The organism is Streptomyces sp. NPDC058864 (genome assembly GCF_042742985.1).
GTDB lineage: Bacteria > Actinomycetota > Actinomycetes > Streptomycetales > Streptomycetaceae > Actinacidiphila.
Window position 1 is genome coordinate 261,342 of sequence record NZ_JBHYMQ010000001.1, and the last position, 14,734, is coordinate 276,075.

Annotated in this window: 16 protein-coding genes; 10 read left to right on the forward strand and 6 right to left on the reverse strand. The window is 73.0% G+C overall.

Annotation, left to right across the window (positions count from 1 at the left end):
- A complete protein-coding gene (locus tag ACFW3D_RS01220; RefSeq protein ID WP_500499958.1) occupies nucleotides 1-654 on the forward strand; it encodes an OmpA family protein in 654 nt (217 codons plus the stop codon).
- Here ACFW3D_RS01220 and ACFW3D_RS01225 read toward each other — a convergent pair.
- From ACFW3D_RS01225 to ACFW3D_RS01235, 3 genes are all read right to left on the reverse strand, one after another.
- Nucleotides 635-1,066, reverse strand: coding sequence for an SRPBCC family protein (locus ACFW3D_RS01225; protein WP_500499959.1), 432 nt, complete (start codon nucleotides 1,064-1,066; stop codon nucleotides 635-637). The two genes, ACFW3D_RS01220 and ACFW3D_RS01225, sit on opposite strands and share 20 nt — an antisense overlap.
- A complete protein-coding gene (locus tag ACFW3D_RS01230) occupies nucleotides 1,063-1,389 on the reverse strand; it encodes an ArsR/SmtB family transcription factor (protein WP_500499962.1) in 327 nt (108 codons plus the stop codon). The genes ACFW3D_RS01225 and ACFW3D_RS01230 overlap by 4 nt, the downstream gene beginning before the upstream one ends.
- A 362-nt stretch (nucleotides 1,390-1,751) precedes the next feature.
- On the reverse strand, nucleotides 1,752-2,582 hold the full coding sequence (locus ACFW3D_RS01235; protein ID WP_500499964.1) for an alpha/beta fold hydrolase: 831 nt from the start codon (nucleotides 2,580-2,582) through the stop codon (nucleotides 1,752-1,754).
- A gap of 160 nt (nucleotides 2,583-2,742) precedes the next feature.
- On the opposite strand from ACFW3D_RS01235, the gene ACFW3D_RS01240 reads away from it, so the two are divergent.
- Nucleotides 2,743-3,216 carry a DUF3592 domain-containing protein gene (locus tag ACFW3D_RS01240; RefSeq protein WP_500499967.1) on the forward strand — a complete coding sequence of 158 codons (474 nt, stop codon included), beginning with the start codon at nucleotides 2,743-2,745 and terminating at the stop codon, nucleotides 3,214-3,216.
- Between the two features lie 69 nt (nucleotides 3,217-3,285).
- On the opposite strand, the gene ACFW3D_RS01245 is transcribed toward ACFW3D_RS01240, so the two are convergent.
- Nucleotides 3,286-3,660, reverse strand: coding sequence for a DUF192 domain-containing protein (locus ACFW3D_RS01245; protein WP_500499970.1), 375 nt, complete (start codon nucleotides 3,658-3,660; stop codon nucleotides 3,286-3,288).
- A 47-nt stretch (nucleotides 3,661-3,707) separates the two neighbouring features.
- Here ACFW3D_RS01245 and ACFW3D_RS01250 point away from each other — a divergent pair, with 47 nt between their 5' ends.
- Nucleotides 3,708-4,421, forward strand: coding sequence for a prepilin peptidase (locus ACFW3D_RS01250; protein WP_500499972.1), 714 nt, complete (start codon nucleotides 3,708-3,710; stop codon nucleotides 4,419-4,421).
- 18 nt (nucleotides 4,422-4,439) lie between these two features.
- Here ACFW3D_RS01250 and mgrA read toward each other — a convergent pair whose 3' ends face one another.
- Nucleotides 4,440-5,480, reverse strand: coding sequence for an L-glyceraldehyde 3-phosphate reductase (gene mgrA / locus ACFW3D_RS01255; RefSeq protein WP_500499975.1), 1,041 nt, complete (start codon nucleotides 5,478-5,480; stop codon nucleotides 4,440-4,442).
- 110 nt (nucleotides 5,481-5,590) lie between these two features.
- Between mgrA and ACFW3D_RS01260 the strand changes: the two genes are divergently transcribed.
- The 7 genes from ACFW3D_RS01260 (at nucleotide 5,591) to ACFW3D_RS01290 (ending at nucleotide 14,139) form a co-directional block, all read left to right on the forward strand.
- On the forward strand, nucleotides 5,591-6,364 hold the full coding sequence (locus ACFW3D_RS01260; protein ID WP_361809481.1) for an isoprenyl transferase: 774 nt from the start codon (nucleotides 5,591-5,593) through the stop codon (nucleotides 6,362-6,364).
- 438 nt (nucleotides 6,365-6,802) lie between these two features.
- Entirely contained in the window at nucleotides 6,803-8,122 is a 1,320-nt protein-coding gene (phoH2, locus tag ACFW3D_RS01265) for an RNA 5'-3' helicase PhoH2 (protein ID WP_361809483.1), read from the forward strand.
- A 398-nt stretch (nucleotides 8,123-8,520) separates the two neighbouring features.
- A complete protein-coding gene (locus ACFW3D_RS01270) occupies nucleotides 8,521-9,189 on the forward strand; it encodes an aggregation-promoting factor C-terminal-like domain-containing protein (protein WP_500499980.1) in 669 nt (222 codons plus the stop codon).
- A gap of 112 nt (nucleotides 9,190-9,301) precedes the next feature.
- On the forward strand, nucleotides 9,302-10,621 hold the full coding sequence (locus tag ACFW3D_RS01275; protein WP_500499983.1) for an AI-2E family transporter: 1,320 nt from the start codon (nucleotides 9,302-9,304) through the stop codon (nucleotides 10,619-10,621).
- Nucleotides 10,622-10,730: 109 nt separating this feature from the next.
- On the forward strand, nucleotides 10,731-12,314 hold the full coding sequence (locus ACFW3D_RS01280; RefSeq protein WP_500499987.1) for a circularly permuted type 2 ATP-grasp protein: 1,584 nt from the start codon (nucleotides 10,731-10,733) through the stop codon (nucleotides 12,312-12,314).
- A gap of 41 nt (nucleotides 12,315-12,355) precedes the next feature.
- Nucleotides 12,356-13,291 (forward strand): alpha-E domain-containing protein, encoded by a 936-nt coding sequence (locus ACFW3D_RS01285; protein WP_500499989.1) that lies wholly within the window; start codon nucleotides 12,356-12,358, stop codon nucleotides 13,289-13,291.
- 5 nt (nucleotides 13,292-13,296) lie between these two features.
- Complete coding sequence (locus ACFW3D_RS01290) at nucleotides 13,297-14,139, forward strand: transglutaminase family protein (RefSeq protein ID WP_500499993.1); 843 nt, start codon at nucleotides 13,297-13,299, stop codon at nucleotides 14,137-14,139.
- 58 nt (nucleotides 14,140-14,197) lie between these two features.
- On the opposite strand, the gene ACFW3D_RS01295 is transcribed toward ACFW3D_RS01290, so the two are convergent.
- Entirely contained in the window at nucleotides 14,198-14,734 is a 537-nt protein-coding gene (locus ACFW3D_RS01295; RefSeq protein WP_500499994.1) for an alkyl hydroperoxide reductase, read from the reverse strand.

Consider the following 14,734-nt stretch of genomic DNA (forward strand, 5'->3'; position numbering starts at 1 on the left):
GTGCCGCGTCCCCGCCCGCACCCCCGCCCCGGTGTCGCGGCCGTGCTCGGCCTCGCGCTCGTGCTCACGCCGCTGACCGCCGCGACCGCGCGGGCGGACGACGACCCGACGGCGCAGCCCACCCCGTCCGCGCCCGTGAAGGTGGACGCGGACGACCCGGACCTGCAGCTGCCCGAAGGGGCCACGCTGGCGCCGCCCAAGGTGCTGGACGTCGTCTCCGTGACGGACGCGTCGTCCTCCGAGAACGCTTCCGCCGACGACGGTGAGGAGCGGCACGAGGAGTCGAACTCCTCGGTCACCTACGCCCTCCAGTCGGACGTCCTGTTCGGCAAGGACAGTGCCAAGCTGAACGCCGCGGCCACCACCCGGCTCAAGGCCATCGCGGCCGACATCGATGCCAAGGGCGTCACGCAGCCCATCCGCGTCTTCGGCTTCACGGACGACCTGGGCTCGTACGAGCACGGCAAGGTGCTGTCCAAGAAGCGGGCGGACGCCGTCTACAAGATCCTCGCGGAGGAGCTCGGTTCGCTCGGCGGCTCCGGGCACTCGTTCCAGGTGCGGGGGTACAGCGAGGACTACCCGATCGCCGACAACTCCACCGAGGCGGGCCGCAAGCAGAACCGCCGCGTGGAGATCACGTTCCGGCCGTCGTAGCGCCGCCGGCCAGCAGCTTCACCAGGGCGCCGACGACGTGGGGCCAGCCCTCGCCCATGCCCTCGAGGGCGGTCCTGCCGAGCGGGGAGCCGAGGTCGAAGCCCTCGTGCGTGAGGAGGAGGCGCGTGCCGGTGCCCTCCGGCTCCAGGCGCCAGGTGACGGTGGTGTCGAGGGTGCCCTCGGCGAAGCTGTAGCGCAGCAGGCGTTCGGGTTCGACGGCGAGGACCTCGCAGGGCTGCAGGCCCCAGTGGCCCATGTCGAGGGTGAAGCGGTGGCCGACCACCGGGCGCACGTCGCCGGCCGCCCACCACCGTGCGTGCAGTGCGGGGTCGGTGAGCGCCTGCCAGACGGTGGCGGGGGAGTGCGGCAGGAACTGGTCGAGGTGGATCACGCCGGGTCCGGGGGTCGTCATGTCGGGTCTTCCTTGGTCGGTCGTTCGTCGAGGAGCTCGCGCAGCGAGCGGAGCCGTGCGCGCCAGTAGTGCTCGAAGGGGTGCAGCCACTCGCCGACCTCGGAGAGCGGCTCCGGTTCCAGGTGGTAGAACCGCTGCCGACCGCGGGGTTCCTCGCGGACGAGGCCGGCCTGGCGGAGCACCTGGAGGTGCTCGGAGACCGCGGGCCGGCTCAGCTCGAAGCGGCCGGCGAGGTCGTTGACCGCGCGCGGACCGTCCCGCAGGGATTCGAGCAGCCGGCGCCGTACGGGGTTGGCGAGTGCGCTGAAGACGTCGGTGGCCACGCCCGGCACGATACGTCGGAAAATTCCGACGCGTCAATGACACGCCGGGTCGCGGTCAACCGAACACCTCACCTGCACGGGTAGGGCGTGGCGGCAGGGCCCCCGAATTCCACGCCGAGGGGCCGGTGCGCTCCGTGACGGAGCGTATGCGGTGCGGATGTGGCGCGGGCGGACGAGTGGCACTATTCCCGGCCATTCGGTCTAATCGCCCACCTTTCGCGCAACTTCTCCGGGGGAACCTTCACATCTCCCTCATGACCTTGGACCGGGAGAGCGGTTCCGGCGCGGTACCTTGGAATCCCCCCCCTCGGGCCGGTCCGCTCTCCCCCCCTGCGGACCGGCCCGTCTTCTTTCTCCGGCTCTCATTCCGCCAGGAAGGGCCGCACGCACGCCAGGAACAGGTCCGGCCGCTCGTTGTACGCCTCGTGCGCCGCGGGCAGGGCCGCGTACGTCGCGCCGGGCGGCAGCGAACGGCGGGCCCGGCGGCCGTCGGTGAGCACGGGGAGCAGCGGATCGCGGCGGCCCCAGAGCAACAGGACGGGCGGGACGAGCCCCGGCAGGACGGCGGTCAGCCCGAACCCGGGCGCGGCGAAGGCGCGCCACAGCGCGCAGTGCACCGCGAGCCGCCTCGCGTCGGCACGGACCCCGCGCGCGCGTTCGTACGTGGCACGGGCGCTGTTCGTGCGGAGCCGGCCCAGGTAGCCGCGGGCCAGCGGGGCGACCAGGCGCCCGGCGCGGGAAGGGCGTCCCATCACGGCACGGCAGAACCATCGGGTCACGGCGGTGAGCCGGGTGAAACCGGCCGGGTCGACCAGGACGATCCCGGCCACCTGCGCAGGCCGGCGCTCCGCCAGCCGTACGGCGACCCAGCCGCCCACGCTGCTTCCGACGACGTGGACGCGCGGCGCGCCGCCCCGCGCGATGGCGTCGAGGGCGCGCTCCGCCACGTCCACCAGGCCCTCGGGGGTGACCGAGTGCGGGGCGGTGGCGGTGGAGCGGCCGTAGCCGGGCCAGTCGAGGGCGAAGACCTCGCGTTCCGCGGCGAGCCCGGCCGCGACGGCGCCGTAGTCCCGGCTGTCGCCGGGATTGGCGTGCAGCAGCAGCACGGGTGTGCGCGGGGTGCCGGTGGCCGGGGTGCCGAGGCGGTGCAGGGCGACGTCGCCCAGCGCGGTGGCGAGGACGGTGTGGCCCATGGCGGGAGCGTAGTGCCGGCGCGGCCCCGCCGACCCGCCCTCCGGGGAAGCCGGCCGGGCGGGCTTCGGCAACCCTTCCCGGCGGGAACCGCCCGGGCGCGCCGGGTGTCTCCGTACGACAACGGGGGCGTGCGCCCCCTCGCAGTGACGGGGGATGTCGATGGACGCTGCGATACCGGTGGTCTTCACCTCGGTGGCCGTGCTGATCACGCTCGTACCGCTGGCGGTCGCGGTGCGCGCCGGCCGCCGCCTGCTGTGGATACGACGGGCCGTGCACGGCGGGCTGCGCGCCGAGGGACGCTGCGTACGGGTGTACACGACCGTGGGGTCGACGGGCGAGGGCCCGACCCGCTCGCGGCAGCACTTCGTCTTCGAGTTCCGCACCGCCGACGGGCGCGACGTGCGCTTCGAGGACCCGGGAGCGCCGGGCACGACGATCGAGGGCGACCGGCTGACGGTCGCCTACGTCCCCGGAGCGCTGGAGCGCGCGCTGGTCGTTCCGGCCGGCTACCGGGTGCCGTACGGCCAACTCGCCCTGACGTTCGCCTTCCTGGGGGTCTTCGTCGCCGTGGGCATCCTGCTGGCCGTCGGGGGCGTGCAGTTCGCCGACGCCTTCGGCAGCGAGGGCTTCTAGGCCCCGGACACCGCCGAAGCCCTCGGTGCCTGCCGCGCCGGACGGCGCGCGGGCAGGACATGGGGTGTCTCACGCCCGCGTCTGCACGGTCAGCGTCGTACCCGGCACCAGGCCCCAGGACGCCATCGCACCCGCCTCCGCCTCCAGGACGTGGCGCGCACGCAGCCGCGGGCGGCCCAGCCGGCCGGGCGGCATGGTGCGGATGGCGAGCACCCGCAGCCGGCGGTCGAGGTAGGCGACGTCGATCGCGAAGCGCATGCCCAGGGTGTGCACGCTCGCGGCGGGGGTGAGCAAGAGTGCCCCGGTGATCCCGGTGCGGCCCAGCAGCCCCCGGGTGCGGGCCCGGTAGGAGGCCGCGATCTCCAGCGGCATCCCCGCGCTGTCGGCGGTCCCGCCCCCGGCGAGGCGCAGCAGGCCGGTCCCGTCGCGGCGGAGGTCACCCATGCGGCTCACGTCCCTTCGCGTGGTGCGCCCGTGTACGGTCGGGCCCGATGCATGTCTATCCGATCGCCGCTGCCGTCGTGTGGGGAACCGTCGTGGGCCTCGCCCTGCCGCGGCCGGCGTACCGGCTCTCCGTCCCGCCGGAGCAGCCCCGGCGGACCCGGTGTCCGGCGGAGCTGCCCTACCCGGCCGGGTGGCGGGGCTGGGCCGGGCCGGTGCGCAACGCCGGGAGGCCGGCGTCCGGTTGGCGCTCCGCGCTGCTCACCGCCGGGATCTGCGCGGCGGTGGCGGCGGGCACCGGACCGCGGCCCGAGCTGACGGTGTGGCTGCTGCTCGTCCCGCTCGGAGTGCTGCTCGCCCGGGTCGACCTGACGGTGCTGCGGCTGCCGGACGTGCTGACGCTGCCCGCCGCCGCGGGGACGGCGGTGCTGCTGGGGGCGGCCGCGCTGCTCCCGGGCCACGGGGGTTCCTGGCCCCGGGCGCTGCTGGGCGCGGTCGCGCTGGGGCTGTTCTACCTCGTCCTGCACCTGGTCAACCCGGACGGCATGGGCTTCGGCGACGTCAAACTCGCTCCCACCGCGGGCATGGTCCTCGCCTGGTACGGGTGGGGGACGCTCGCCGCCGGGACCTTCGCGGCCTTCGCGCTGGGCGCGGTCACGGGCCTGGTGCTGCTGGCGGCCCGCCGTGCCGGGCGCCGAACGCCGCTGCCCTTCGGGCCGTTCATCCTGGCCGGCGCCCTGGCCGGACCGCTGCTGCCGTCCTGACCAGGGCGCCCGCCGATGTCACGCGTCGCTGCTGCGGGACCAGAGGTTGACGCCCGACTCGAGGGCGTACTCGTCGATCTCGGCGAGCTCCTCGGCCGTCAGCGGGGCGGCGCCCACCGCCGCGACGTTGGCCTCCAGCTGGGCGACGCTCGACGCCCCGATGAGCGCGGAGGTGATCCGCCTGTCGCGCAGCACCCAGCTCAGCGCGAGCTGCGCCAGCGACTGGCCGCGCCGGGCGGCGATGTCGTTGAGGCCGCGCAGCCTCCGCACGACCTCGTCGGTGATCAGGGTGGGGTCGAGGGACTTGCCCTGGGCGGCCCGGGAGCCCTCCGGGATGCCGTTCAGGTACTTGTCCGTCAGGAGGCCCTGGGCCAGGGGGACGAAGGGGATGCAGCCCATGCCCTCCTCGTCCAGGACGTCCAGCAGCCCGTCGTCCTCGACCCAGCGGTTGATCATCGAGTACGAGGGCTGGTGGATCAGCGCCGGCACGCCCATCTGGCGCAGCAGACCGGCGGCCTCGCGGGTGCGCTGCGCGCTGTACGAGGAGATGCCGACGTAGAGCGCCTTGCCCTGGTGGACGGCGGACGCGAGGGCGCCCATCGTCTCCTCCAGCGGGGTGTCGGGGTCGAAGCGGTGCGAGTAGAAGATGTCGACGTAGTCCAGGCCCATGCGGCCCAGGGACTGGTCGAGGGAGGAGAGCAGGTACTTCCGGCTGCCCCACTCGCCGTACGGGCCGGGCCACATGTCGTAGCCCGCCTTGGTCGAGATGACCAGCTCGTCGCGGTAGGGACGGAAGTCCTGGGCGAGGACGGTCCCGAAGTTGCTCTCGGCGGAACCGTAGGGCGGGCCGTAGTTGTTGGCCAGGTCGAAGTGGGTGACGCCGAGGTCGAAGGCGCGGCGCAGGATGGCGCGTTGCGAGTCGAGGGTGCGGTCGTCGCCGAAGTTGTGCCAGAGCCCGAGGGAGATCTCGGGGAGCTTCAGTCCGCTGCGGCCGGTACGGCGGTACGCCATCGCGTCGTAGCGCTCGTCGGCGGCGCGGTAGAGAGAACGAATATCCACAGAAGCGGTCCTATCACGACGGTGGTCCACAGCCTCGCACCCGGTTCGGCGGCCCGTGGAGAGGCGCAGTAGGGTGGCGAGGGGGTGACGACCGCAGGAGGGGCCCGCCAATGAATCTGCGCGACCTGGTACGTCTCAGGTTGACCGACCTGTACGCCCACCGTGTGGAGCGCCGGCTCGACCTGTCGCAGGGCCCCAAGCACATCGGCGTCATCCTGGACGGCAACCGGCGCTGGGCCAAGGCCGCCGCCCGGACGACCGAGCAGGGCCACCGGGCCGGCGCGGACAAGATCACCGAGGTGCTCGGCTGGTCCGAGGAGACCGGTGTCGAGGTCGTCACGCTGTGGCTGCTCTCCACGGACAACCTGGACCGCCCGGCGGAGGAACTCGTCCCGCTGCTCGGCATCATCGAGGACGCGGTCCGCGGCCTCGCCGCGACCGGCCGCTGGCGCGTCCACCACGTCGGCGCGCGGGATCTGCTGCCGGCCCGCACCCAGTCCGTCCTGAAGGAGGCCGAACAGGCCACGGAGGGCGTCGAGGGCATACTCGTCAACGTCGCCGTGGGCTACGGCGGCCGCCAGGAGATCGCCGACGCGGTCCGCTCCCTGCTCCACGAGCACGCCGGCCGCGGCACCTCCATCGAGGACCTCGCGGAGATCCTCGACATCGACCACATCGCGGAGCACCTCTACACCCGCGGCCAGCCCGACCCCGACCTCGTCATCCGCACCTCCGGCGAACAGCGCCTGTCGGGCTTCATGCTGTGGCAGAGCGCGCATTCGGAGTACTACTTCTGCGAGGTGTTCTGGCCGGCGTTCCGTCGGGTGGACTTCCTGCGGGCGTTGCGTGACTACGCGGCGCGGCACCGGCGGTACGGGGCCTGAGCCCGGACCCCGGCTCCCGGGGTCACCCGGACGGCGGTACCGGGGAGAGATGCGCCACACCCGGACCGCGGCGAACGGCGGAGGGCGCGGTGGCCGGATTACGTCCCGGCGAAGGGGGCGGGAACGCCCGGCGACGGGGCGGCAAGGGTAGGGCCCGGGCCAACACCTGTCATATGCAGTCGCATAGGCCTCCACTTTCGAGGGAATAGACCCGTCAGACCGACATCCGGCCCATGGATGTCGGACAGAAGCGGACGGCACCTGGCCCGTCCGCCCGGGAGGCCCTTTGCTCACGGACGTGCCGTTGTCAACCCTTGACTCAGACGGCATTGACCGCGTCGACTCGAAGGGTCGTGGTCCGGCCCCTCTGGTCGGTCCCGGCCCTGTCCCGCGCGACGCCGTCGCACCCGCACCTCTTCCGAGGGGGTTCGTCCACACGTGGTGACCAGCAAGAATCGCCGTGAGCACGACCGGCGCACTTACGTACTCGACACCAGCGTGCTGCTTGCCGACCCGCATGCCCTCCTCCGCTTCGACGAGCACGAGGTGGTCCTGCCGGTCGTGGTGGTGACCGAGTTGGAAGCCAAGCGCCACCACCCCGAGCTCGGCTACTTCGCCCGCCAGGCGTTGCGGCTGCTCGACGAGTACCGGATCCGGTACGGGCGGCTGGACGCACCCATCCCGATCGGCGAGCTGGGCGGCACCCTGCGCGTCGAACTGAACCACTCGGACCCGGGCGTGCTGCCGGCGGGGTTCCGCCTGGGCGACAACGACTCGCGGATCCTCGCGGTGGCCCGGAACCTCCAGGCCGAGGGGTACGACGTCACCGTCGTGTCCAAGGACCTGCCGCTGCGCGTCAAGGCCTCCTCCGTCGGCCTGCTGGCCGAGGAGTACCGGGCCGAGCTGGCGATCACCTCCGGGTGGACCGGCATGCACGAGCTGCAGGTCGCGGCCCAGGAGGTGGACGAGCTCTTCCAGTCGGAGACCGTCGACCTGCCCGACGTGGCCGGACTGCCGGTGCACACCGGCCTGGTCCTGCAGTCCGAGCGCGGCAAGGCGCTCGGCCGGGTGACGGCCGACGGCCGGGTCCGGCTGGTGCGCGGCGACCGGGAGGCCTTCGGCATCCACGGCCGCAGTGCCGAGCAGCGGATCGCGCTGGACCTGCTGCTCGACCCGGACGTCGGCATCGTGTCGATGGGCGGCCGGGCCGGCACCGGCAAGTCGGCGCTGGCGCTGTGCGCGGGGCTGGAGGCGGTGCTGGAGCGTCAGCAGCACCAGAAGGTCATGGTCTTCCGGCCGCTGTACGCCGTGGGCGGCCAGGAGCTCGGCTACCTGCCGGGCTCGGAGGCCGAGAAGATGAGCCCCTGGGCCCAGGCGGTCTTCGACACCCTGGGCGCGGTGACGTCGAAGGAGGTCATCGAGGAGGTCGTGGCGCGCGGCATGCTGGAGGTCCTGCCCCTCACGCACATCCGGGGCCGCTCCCTGCACGACGCCTTCGTGATCGTCGACGAGGCGCAGTCCCTGGAGCGCAACGTCCTGCTGACCGTGTTGTCCCGTATCGGGCAGAATTCCCGGGTCGTCCTGACCCATGACGTCGCCCAGCGCGACAACCTGAGGGTGGGTCGGTACGACGGAGTGGTCGCCGTCGTCGAGAAGCTCAAGGGCCACCCGCTGTTCGCCCACATCACCCTGACCCGCTCCGAGCGCTCGCCGATCGCCGCGCTCGTGACGGAGATGCTGGAGGACGGCCGGGCGTAACAGGCGAGTTCGACCCCCCGCCAGGCTGCTGCGCCGCAAGGGCGCAGCAGCCTAGCGCTGTCCGCGGAGGCTACGGATGCGTAACGGAAATTTCCGTGGCCCGCGTGGCGTGTGAGCTTTGACACGCAACGGGGAATTGCGTGGACGCGTCCGCCTGCGGCAGGCTGTCGGTTCTGTCAGGCCCCCGCCCTCGGCACACCCGTACCCGCAAACGTACGGAACCTCAGAACTGAACAGCGTTCGCCGTGGGCCGCCCGAGCTGAATCTGCGGACTCCCGCCCCACCGGGGGGAGCCCCACCGGGCCAGTGCTTCCGTGACCGGTGCGGTAGGAGCCAGTGCGAAGGGGCACGATCGCGTCCGTGAGGTCACCAAGCGGGCGACGCTGGAAGGAAACCGTGTGAGCCGGATCTCGGTCCGGGGATTCGCGGTGGCTTCGGCCACTGCGGTCACCACTGTGGGCGCCGTCGTCGGTGTCGCCTCCGGCAGCGAGGGTGCCGTACAGCCCGTCGCCGCCGCCGATGCGACCACCGTCCTCGCGGACATACCCGCTGGACAGCAGGTTCAGCAGGCTTCCCTGACGCAGCAGGTGCAGGCGCAGTCCGACGCCGCCGACGCCAGCGCCAAGAAGGCCGCGGAGGAGTCGGCGCGCAAGCAGGCCGCCAAGGACGCCTCTGCCCGCAAGAAGGCGGAGGAGAAGGCCGAGGCCGAGCGCAAGGCCAAGGAGGCCTCCCGCGCCGCGCAGCGTGCCGCGCTGGTCGTCAAGGCCTCGTACACGGTCGCCGAGGTCCAGGCCATGGCGCAGGGGATCGTCGGCGACGCCTCTCAGTACCAGTGCTTCTCCAACATCGTGACCCGTGAGAGCGGCTGGAACTACACCGCGACGAACGCCTCCTCCGGCGCCTACGGCCTCGTCCAGGCCCTGCCCGGCTCCAAGATGGCCTCCGCGGGCGCCGACTGGCGCACCAACCCCGGCACCCAGATCAAGTGGGGCCTCAACTACATGAACAGCCGGTACGGCAGCCCCTGCGGTGCCTGGTCGTTCTGGCAGGCCAACCACTGGTACTAGGCCGCCCATCCACAATTTGCCGACGAGCCCCCGACCCCTTGAGGGATCGGGGGCTCGTTGCGCGTACGGTGGAGCGGACGGACAGGCCGGGGGGCGGGGGACAGGGGAAGCGATGTCGGAGAAGCGCCAATGGGGCTCCGGGCTGGCGGCCGAGCTGGCCAAGCTCGCCGGGAGGCTGGAGGAACAGCGCCGGGCCGCGGCCCAGGGCGCCCGTGAGGAGGCCCGCCGCCAGGAGGAGCGGACCGCGCGCCGGCCCGCGCCGCGCGCCTCCGGCCCCGGCGACCCGGTCGCCCAGGTGCCGTGGAGCATGCGGGTCGCGGCCGAACTCGGCTGGCGGCTGCTGGTGCTGGCCGGCACCGTCTGGGTGCTGATGCGGGTGATCGGCACCATACAGCTGGTCGTCCTCGCCTTTGTCGCCGCGCTCCTGATCACGGCGCTGCTGCAGCCCTTCGTGGGCCGGCTGAAGCGGATGGGGGTGCCGCGCGGGTTCGCCACGGCCATCGTCTTCATCGGCGGCTTCGTGATGATGGGCCTGGTCGGCTGGTTCGTCGTCTGGCAGGTCCTGGAGAACGTCGACAACCTCTCCAGCAGCCTCCAGGACGGCATCACCGAGCTGAAACGCTGGCTGCTCAACAGCCCGTTCCACGTGACAGAGGACCAGATCAACCAGATCGCCAAGAACCTCCAGGAGGCGATCGGCACCAACTCCAAGGCGCTGACCGACGCCGGGCTGCAGGGCGTCACCGTGGTCGTGGAGATGCTCACCGGCATCCTGCTGGCGATGTTCAGCACGCTGTTCCTGCTCTACGACGGCCGGAACATCTGGAACTGGTGCCTCAAGCTCTTCCCCGTGGCCGCCCGTGACGGGCTCGGCGGCGCGGGGCCGCGCGCCTGGCGCACCCTCACCCTCTACGTGCGGGGCACGGTGATAGTGGCCCTGATCGACGCCATCTTCATCGGCATCGGGATCTTCTTCCTCGGGGTGCCGATGGCGGTGCCGCTGGCCGTCATCATCTTCCTGGCGGCGTTCGTGCCGCTGGTCGGCGCGGTCGCCTCGGGTGCCATCGCGATGGTGGTCGCGCTGGTGACGGAGGGTCCGTTCACGGCGCTGATGGTGCTGGTCGTGGTCCTGCTGGTGCAGCAGATCGAGGGCCACATCCTGCAGCCGTTCATCCTGGGCCGCGCGGTGCGGGTGCATCCGCTCGGCGTGATCCTGTCGGTGGCGGCCGGTTCGCTCATCGCCGGCATCGGCGGTGCGGTCGTCGCCGTACCGCTGGTCGCGGTGACCAACACCGTCGTCGGCTACCTGCGGGCCCACTCCCGGGAGGCGGCGATCGCCGACGAGCCCGCGCCGCACGGAGCGACGGCCGCCGAGGTGGCGCCGGTCGGCGCGCCGGGGCTCCCCGGCGCCACGTCGGGGGAGACCGTCTGACAGCCCGGCACGTCGTGCCGCGGCCGCCCCACGGGGCGGCCGCGCGCGTGTGCGCTCCCGGAAATCGCACCGTGACCGGTCCGTCACACGTTCCGCCTAACGTCGCGTCATGGCGGACATATTTGACGCTTATGCGCTGGCCGACGCATGGGACGAGATGTTCGAGCGGCCGGGTGTGGTCAGGACCGCCTACGAGCCGGTACTGGCCGCTCTGCAGCCCATGGACGCGGCCGAGCTGAGGTTCCGGGCGGACCAGATGGCCCGCTCGTTCACGGACCGCGGGGTCACCTACGCCTTCGCGGGGGAGGAGCGGCCCTGGCCGCTCGACCTCGTCCCGCGCGTCCTCGACGCTCTGGAGTGGGACCTGGTCCAGCGCGGGGTGATCCAGCGGGTCAGGGCGCTGGAGGCCTACCTCGCCGACGCCTACGGCCCGGCCCGCGCCTTCGAGGACGGCGTGGTCCCCTGGCGGCTGCTGCTGCAGTCCCCGCACTTCCACCGGGCGGCGCACGGCGTCGAGCCCCCGAACGGGGTGCGCGTGCACGTGAGCGGGATCGACCTCGTCCGGGACGAGCGGGGCGTGTTCCGGGTCCTGGAGGACAACGTGCGCGTCCCCTCCGGCGTCAGCTACGTCATCGAGAACCGGCGGGCGATGACCCGGATGTTCCCCTCGCTCTTCGCGGAGCAGCCGGTGCGTCCGGTGGACGCCTACGGCCAGCGGCTGCTGGCGGCGTTGCGTGCCGCCGCGCCCGCGGGCGTGACCGACCCGCAGGTCGTCGTCCTGACCCCGGGACCGAGCAATGCCGCGTACTTCGAGCACGCGCTGCTCGCCCGGCTGATGGGGGTGCAGCTGGTCCAGGGGGACGACCTGGTGTGCTCCGGCAACCGGGTGTGGATGCGCACGACCCGGGGCGAGATGCCGGTCCACGTCGTATACCGGCGGCTGGACGACGACTTCCTCGACCCGCTGCACTTCCGGCCCGACTCCGTGATCGGCTGCCCGGGCATCCTGAGCGCCGCGACGGCAGGGAACGTCACGCTCGCCAACGCCGTGGGCAACGGGATCGCCGACGACAAGCTGCTCTACACCTACGTCCCCGACCTGATCCGCTACTACCTCGGCGAGGAACCCGTCCTGCCCAACGTGGAGTCCTTCCGGCCCGACGAGCCCGGCCGGCTGGAGGCCGTCCTCGACCAGATCGACCAGCTCGTCGTCAAGCCGGTGGACGGGGCGGGGGGCTCCGGCATCGTCATCGGGCCCGCCGCCGACGCCGCCACCCTGGAGCGCACCCGCAAGGCGGTGGCCGCCGACCCCCGGGGCTGGATCGCCCAGCGCCCGGTCGCCCTGTCGACCTCGCCGACCTTCGCCGACGGCCGGGTCGCCCCGCGCCACATCGACCTGCGGCCCTTCGCCGTCAACGACGGGGACGAGATCTGGGTGCTGCCGGGCGGTCTCACCCGGGTCGCCCTGCGGGAGGGCAACCTCATCGTCAACTCCAGCCAGGGCGGCGGCTCGAAGGACACCTGGGTGCTGGCGCCGGCCCGCCGGTCCGCCGAGGCCTTCGGCGGGCCGGCCGAGCAGGACGCCGCGGAGGCGGAGGGCGCGGCGGCCGTGCCGCCGTCGGTGGCCCCGCGCCACCTCGGACCCGGCGGCGGCCGCGGTCCGTCCGAGCAGGAAGGGGCGCAGCAGCAGTGACGGTACCGACGGCACCGACCGGACCGGCAGGAGCCACGGCGATGAACGACATCATCCTCTCCCGCATCGCGGAGGCGCTGACCTGGACCGGCCGCTACGTCGAGCGCGCCGACGCCACGGCCCGCATCCTCGACGCCTACCTGCACCGGCTGCTGGAGGATCCCTGGCGGGACGAGGACGCGGCCTGCCGCTCCCTGTACGCGATCCTCGGCCTGTCCGCCCCGGGCGACCAGCCCTGCGACATGGACCAGGTGATGGACGCCCTCGCCTTCGACGCGCGCAGCCCCGGCTCCATCGAGGGGGCGCTCGGCGCCGCCCGTGCCAACGCGCGCAGCGCCCGCGAGGCGATCTCCTCCGACATGTGGGAGTGCCTCAACTCCACCTGGCACGCCCTCGGCGAGCAGCGCCGCGCCGCGCGCCGCACCGGCCCGTACGCCTACCTGGACCTCGTGCGCCGCAGGGCGGCGCTCTTCGCCGGGCTCACCGACTCCACGATGAGCCGGGACGACAGCTGGCGCTTCGTGGTGCTCGGCCGGAGCCTCGAACGCGTCGACATGACCGTACGGCTGCTCGCGGTGCGGGTGCTGGACGCCGCGCACGCCCCGGACTGGCCGACGCTGCTCAGCGCCAGCGGCGCGGACGAGGCCTTCGCCCGGGTCTACGGCGGGTTCGGGGACACCGCGCGGGTCGCGGAGTTCCTGCTGCTGGACCGGGACTTCCCGCGCAGCGCGCTGCACGCGCTCACCACCGCCGAGGACTGCCTCGCGGACCTGGGCAGACCCCGGCACGACGCCGCCCGCCGGCCCATCGGGCGTCTGCGCACCCGGCTGGAGTACCTGGACTCAGGCAGCCTGGAGGAGTCGCTGCCGCTGCTGCTGCGCGACCTCCAGCAGGCGTGCATGGCCTCGGCCGAGGCCGTGGCGGAACGGTTCTTCCCCTACCAGGGCGCCATGGCGTGGGCGCAGGAAGGAGCGTGAGCGCGATGACCCGCAGACTGCGCATCCGGCACGAGACCCGGGTCGGCTACGCCGAGGCGGCGGTCTCCTCCCACAACGAGGTCCGCATGACCCCGCTCACCCTGCCCCACCAGACGACCCTCGACGCCCGGGTCACCGTCAGCCCGGCGACGGCCACCTGGTCGTACTGGGACTACTGGGGCACCCAGGTCACCGGCTTCGACCTGATGGAACCGCACGCGGACCTGGTCATCACGGCGGTCTCGCTGGTCGAGACGGCGCCGCCGGCACCGCTCCGCACCCCGGCCGGGTGGGCGGAGATCGCCGGACGGGCCGCCACGACGCGGCTGCTGGAGCACCTCGCGCCCACGCCGCGGACCTGCGTCGCCGCGGAGTCCGCCGGCACCGTCCGGGACGCGGTGGCGGGACTGGACCCCCACGAGGCGGCGGTCGCGGTGGCGGAGATCGTCGCCGACCGGGTGGCGTACGTGCCGGGCGCCACCGGGGTCCACACCTCCGCGCGGGAGGCATGGGAGCAGGGCGCCGGCGTGTGCCAGGACATCGCCCACCTGACGGCCGGTCTGCTGCGCGGCATCGGGCTGCCCACGCGGTACGTGTCGGGGTACCTGCATCCGGAACGCGAGGCCGGTCTCCACCGGGCCGTCGCCGGGCAGAGCCACGCCTGGGTCGAGTACTGGGCGGGGGAGTGGTACGGCTACGACCCCACCAACCGCTGCCGCGCCGACGAGTCCCACGTCGTGGTGGGCCGCGGCCGCGACTACGGGGACGTCACGCCGCACAAGGGCGTCTACCGGGGCGCCGCCAGCGGACCGCCCCGGGTCACGGTCGAGTTCACACGGCTGGCCTGACCCGGGACGGCCGAAGGGCCCGGCCCCCGAAGGGTGGCCGGGCCCAGAGGAGCACGTGTCACGCGCCGGCGAGGACCGCCTCGGCGTCCAGGGTCGCCGCGACCGCCTGCACGACGGCGGCGATCTTGAAGGCCTCCTGGATCGTCTCGCGCTCGACGCCCGCCTTGCGGAGCACCTGCTCGTGCGAGTCGAGGCACGTCCCGCAGCCGTTGACCGCCGACACCGCCAGCGACCACAGCTCGAAGTCGGTCTTGTCGACGCCCGGGTTGCCGATGACGTTCATCCGCAGACCGGCCCGCAGGTTGCCGTACTCCGGGTCCGACAGCAGGTGCCGGGTCCGGTAGTAGACGTTGTTCATCGCCATGATGGCGGCGGCCGCCTTGGCGGCCTGGTACGCCTCCGGCGAGAGGTTCTCGCGGGCCTCGGGCTCCAGCGCGCGCAGCACGACGGCCGAGCGCGAGGCGATCGCGGTCGCCAGCACCGTGCCCCACAGCTGCTGCTGCGGGAGCTCGGAGTTGCCGATCACGGAGCCCAGGTTGAGCTTGAGGTCCTTGGCGTAGTCCGGCAGCGCGGACTTCAGCTCATCGAGCGCCAC

Bases quoted from the DNA above. Each gene is read 5' to 3' on its own strand.
- ACFW3D_RS01240 (WP_500499967.1), top strand. From the start codon at position 2,743: ATGGACGCTGCGATACCGGTGGTCTTCACCTCGGTGGCCGTGCTGATC.
- ACFW3D_RS01245 (WP_500499970.1), bottom strand. From the start codon at position 3,660: ATGGGTGACCTCCGCCGCGACGGGACCGGCCTGCTGCGCCTCGCCGGG.
- ACFW3D_RS01250 (WP_500499972.1), top strand. From the start codon at position 3,708: ATGCATGTCTATCCGATCGCCGCTGCCGTCGTGTGGGGAACCGTCGTG.
- ACFW3D_RS01290 (WP_500499993.1), top strand. From the start codon at position 13,297: ATGACCCGCAGACTGCGCATCCGGCACGAGACCCGGGTCGGCTACGCC.
- ACFW3D_RS01285 (WP_500499989.1), top strand. From the start codon at position 12,356: ATGAACGACATCATCCTCTCCCGCATCGCGGAGGCGCTGACCTGGACC.
- ACFW3D_RS01275 (WP_500499983.1), top strand. From the start codon at position 9,302: ATGTCGGAGAAGCGCCAATGGGGCTCCGGGCTGGCGGCCGAGCTGGCC.
- ACFW3D_RS01235 (WP_500499964.1), bottom strand. From the start codon at position 2,582: ATGGGCCACACCGTCCTCGCCACCGCGCTGGGCGACGTCGCCCTGCAC.
- ACFW3D_RS01260 (WP_361809481.1), top strand. From the start codon at position 5,591: ATGAATCTGCGCGACCTGGTACGTCTCAGGTTGACCGACCTGTACGCC.
- ACFW3D_RS01280 (WP_500499987.1), top strand. From the start codon at position 10,731: ATGGCGGACATATTTGACGCTTATGCGCTGGCCGACGCATGGGACGAG.
- ACFW3D_RS01225 (WP_500499959.1), bottom strand. From the start codon at position 1,066: ATGACGACCCCCGGACCCGGCGTGATCCACCTCGACCAGTTCCTGCCG.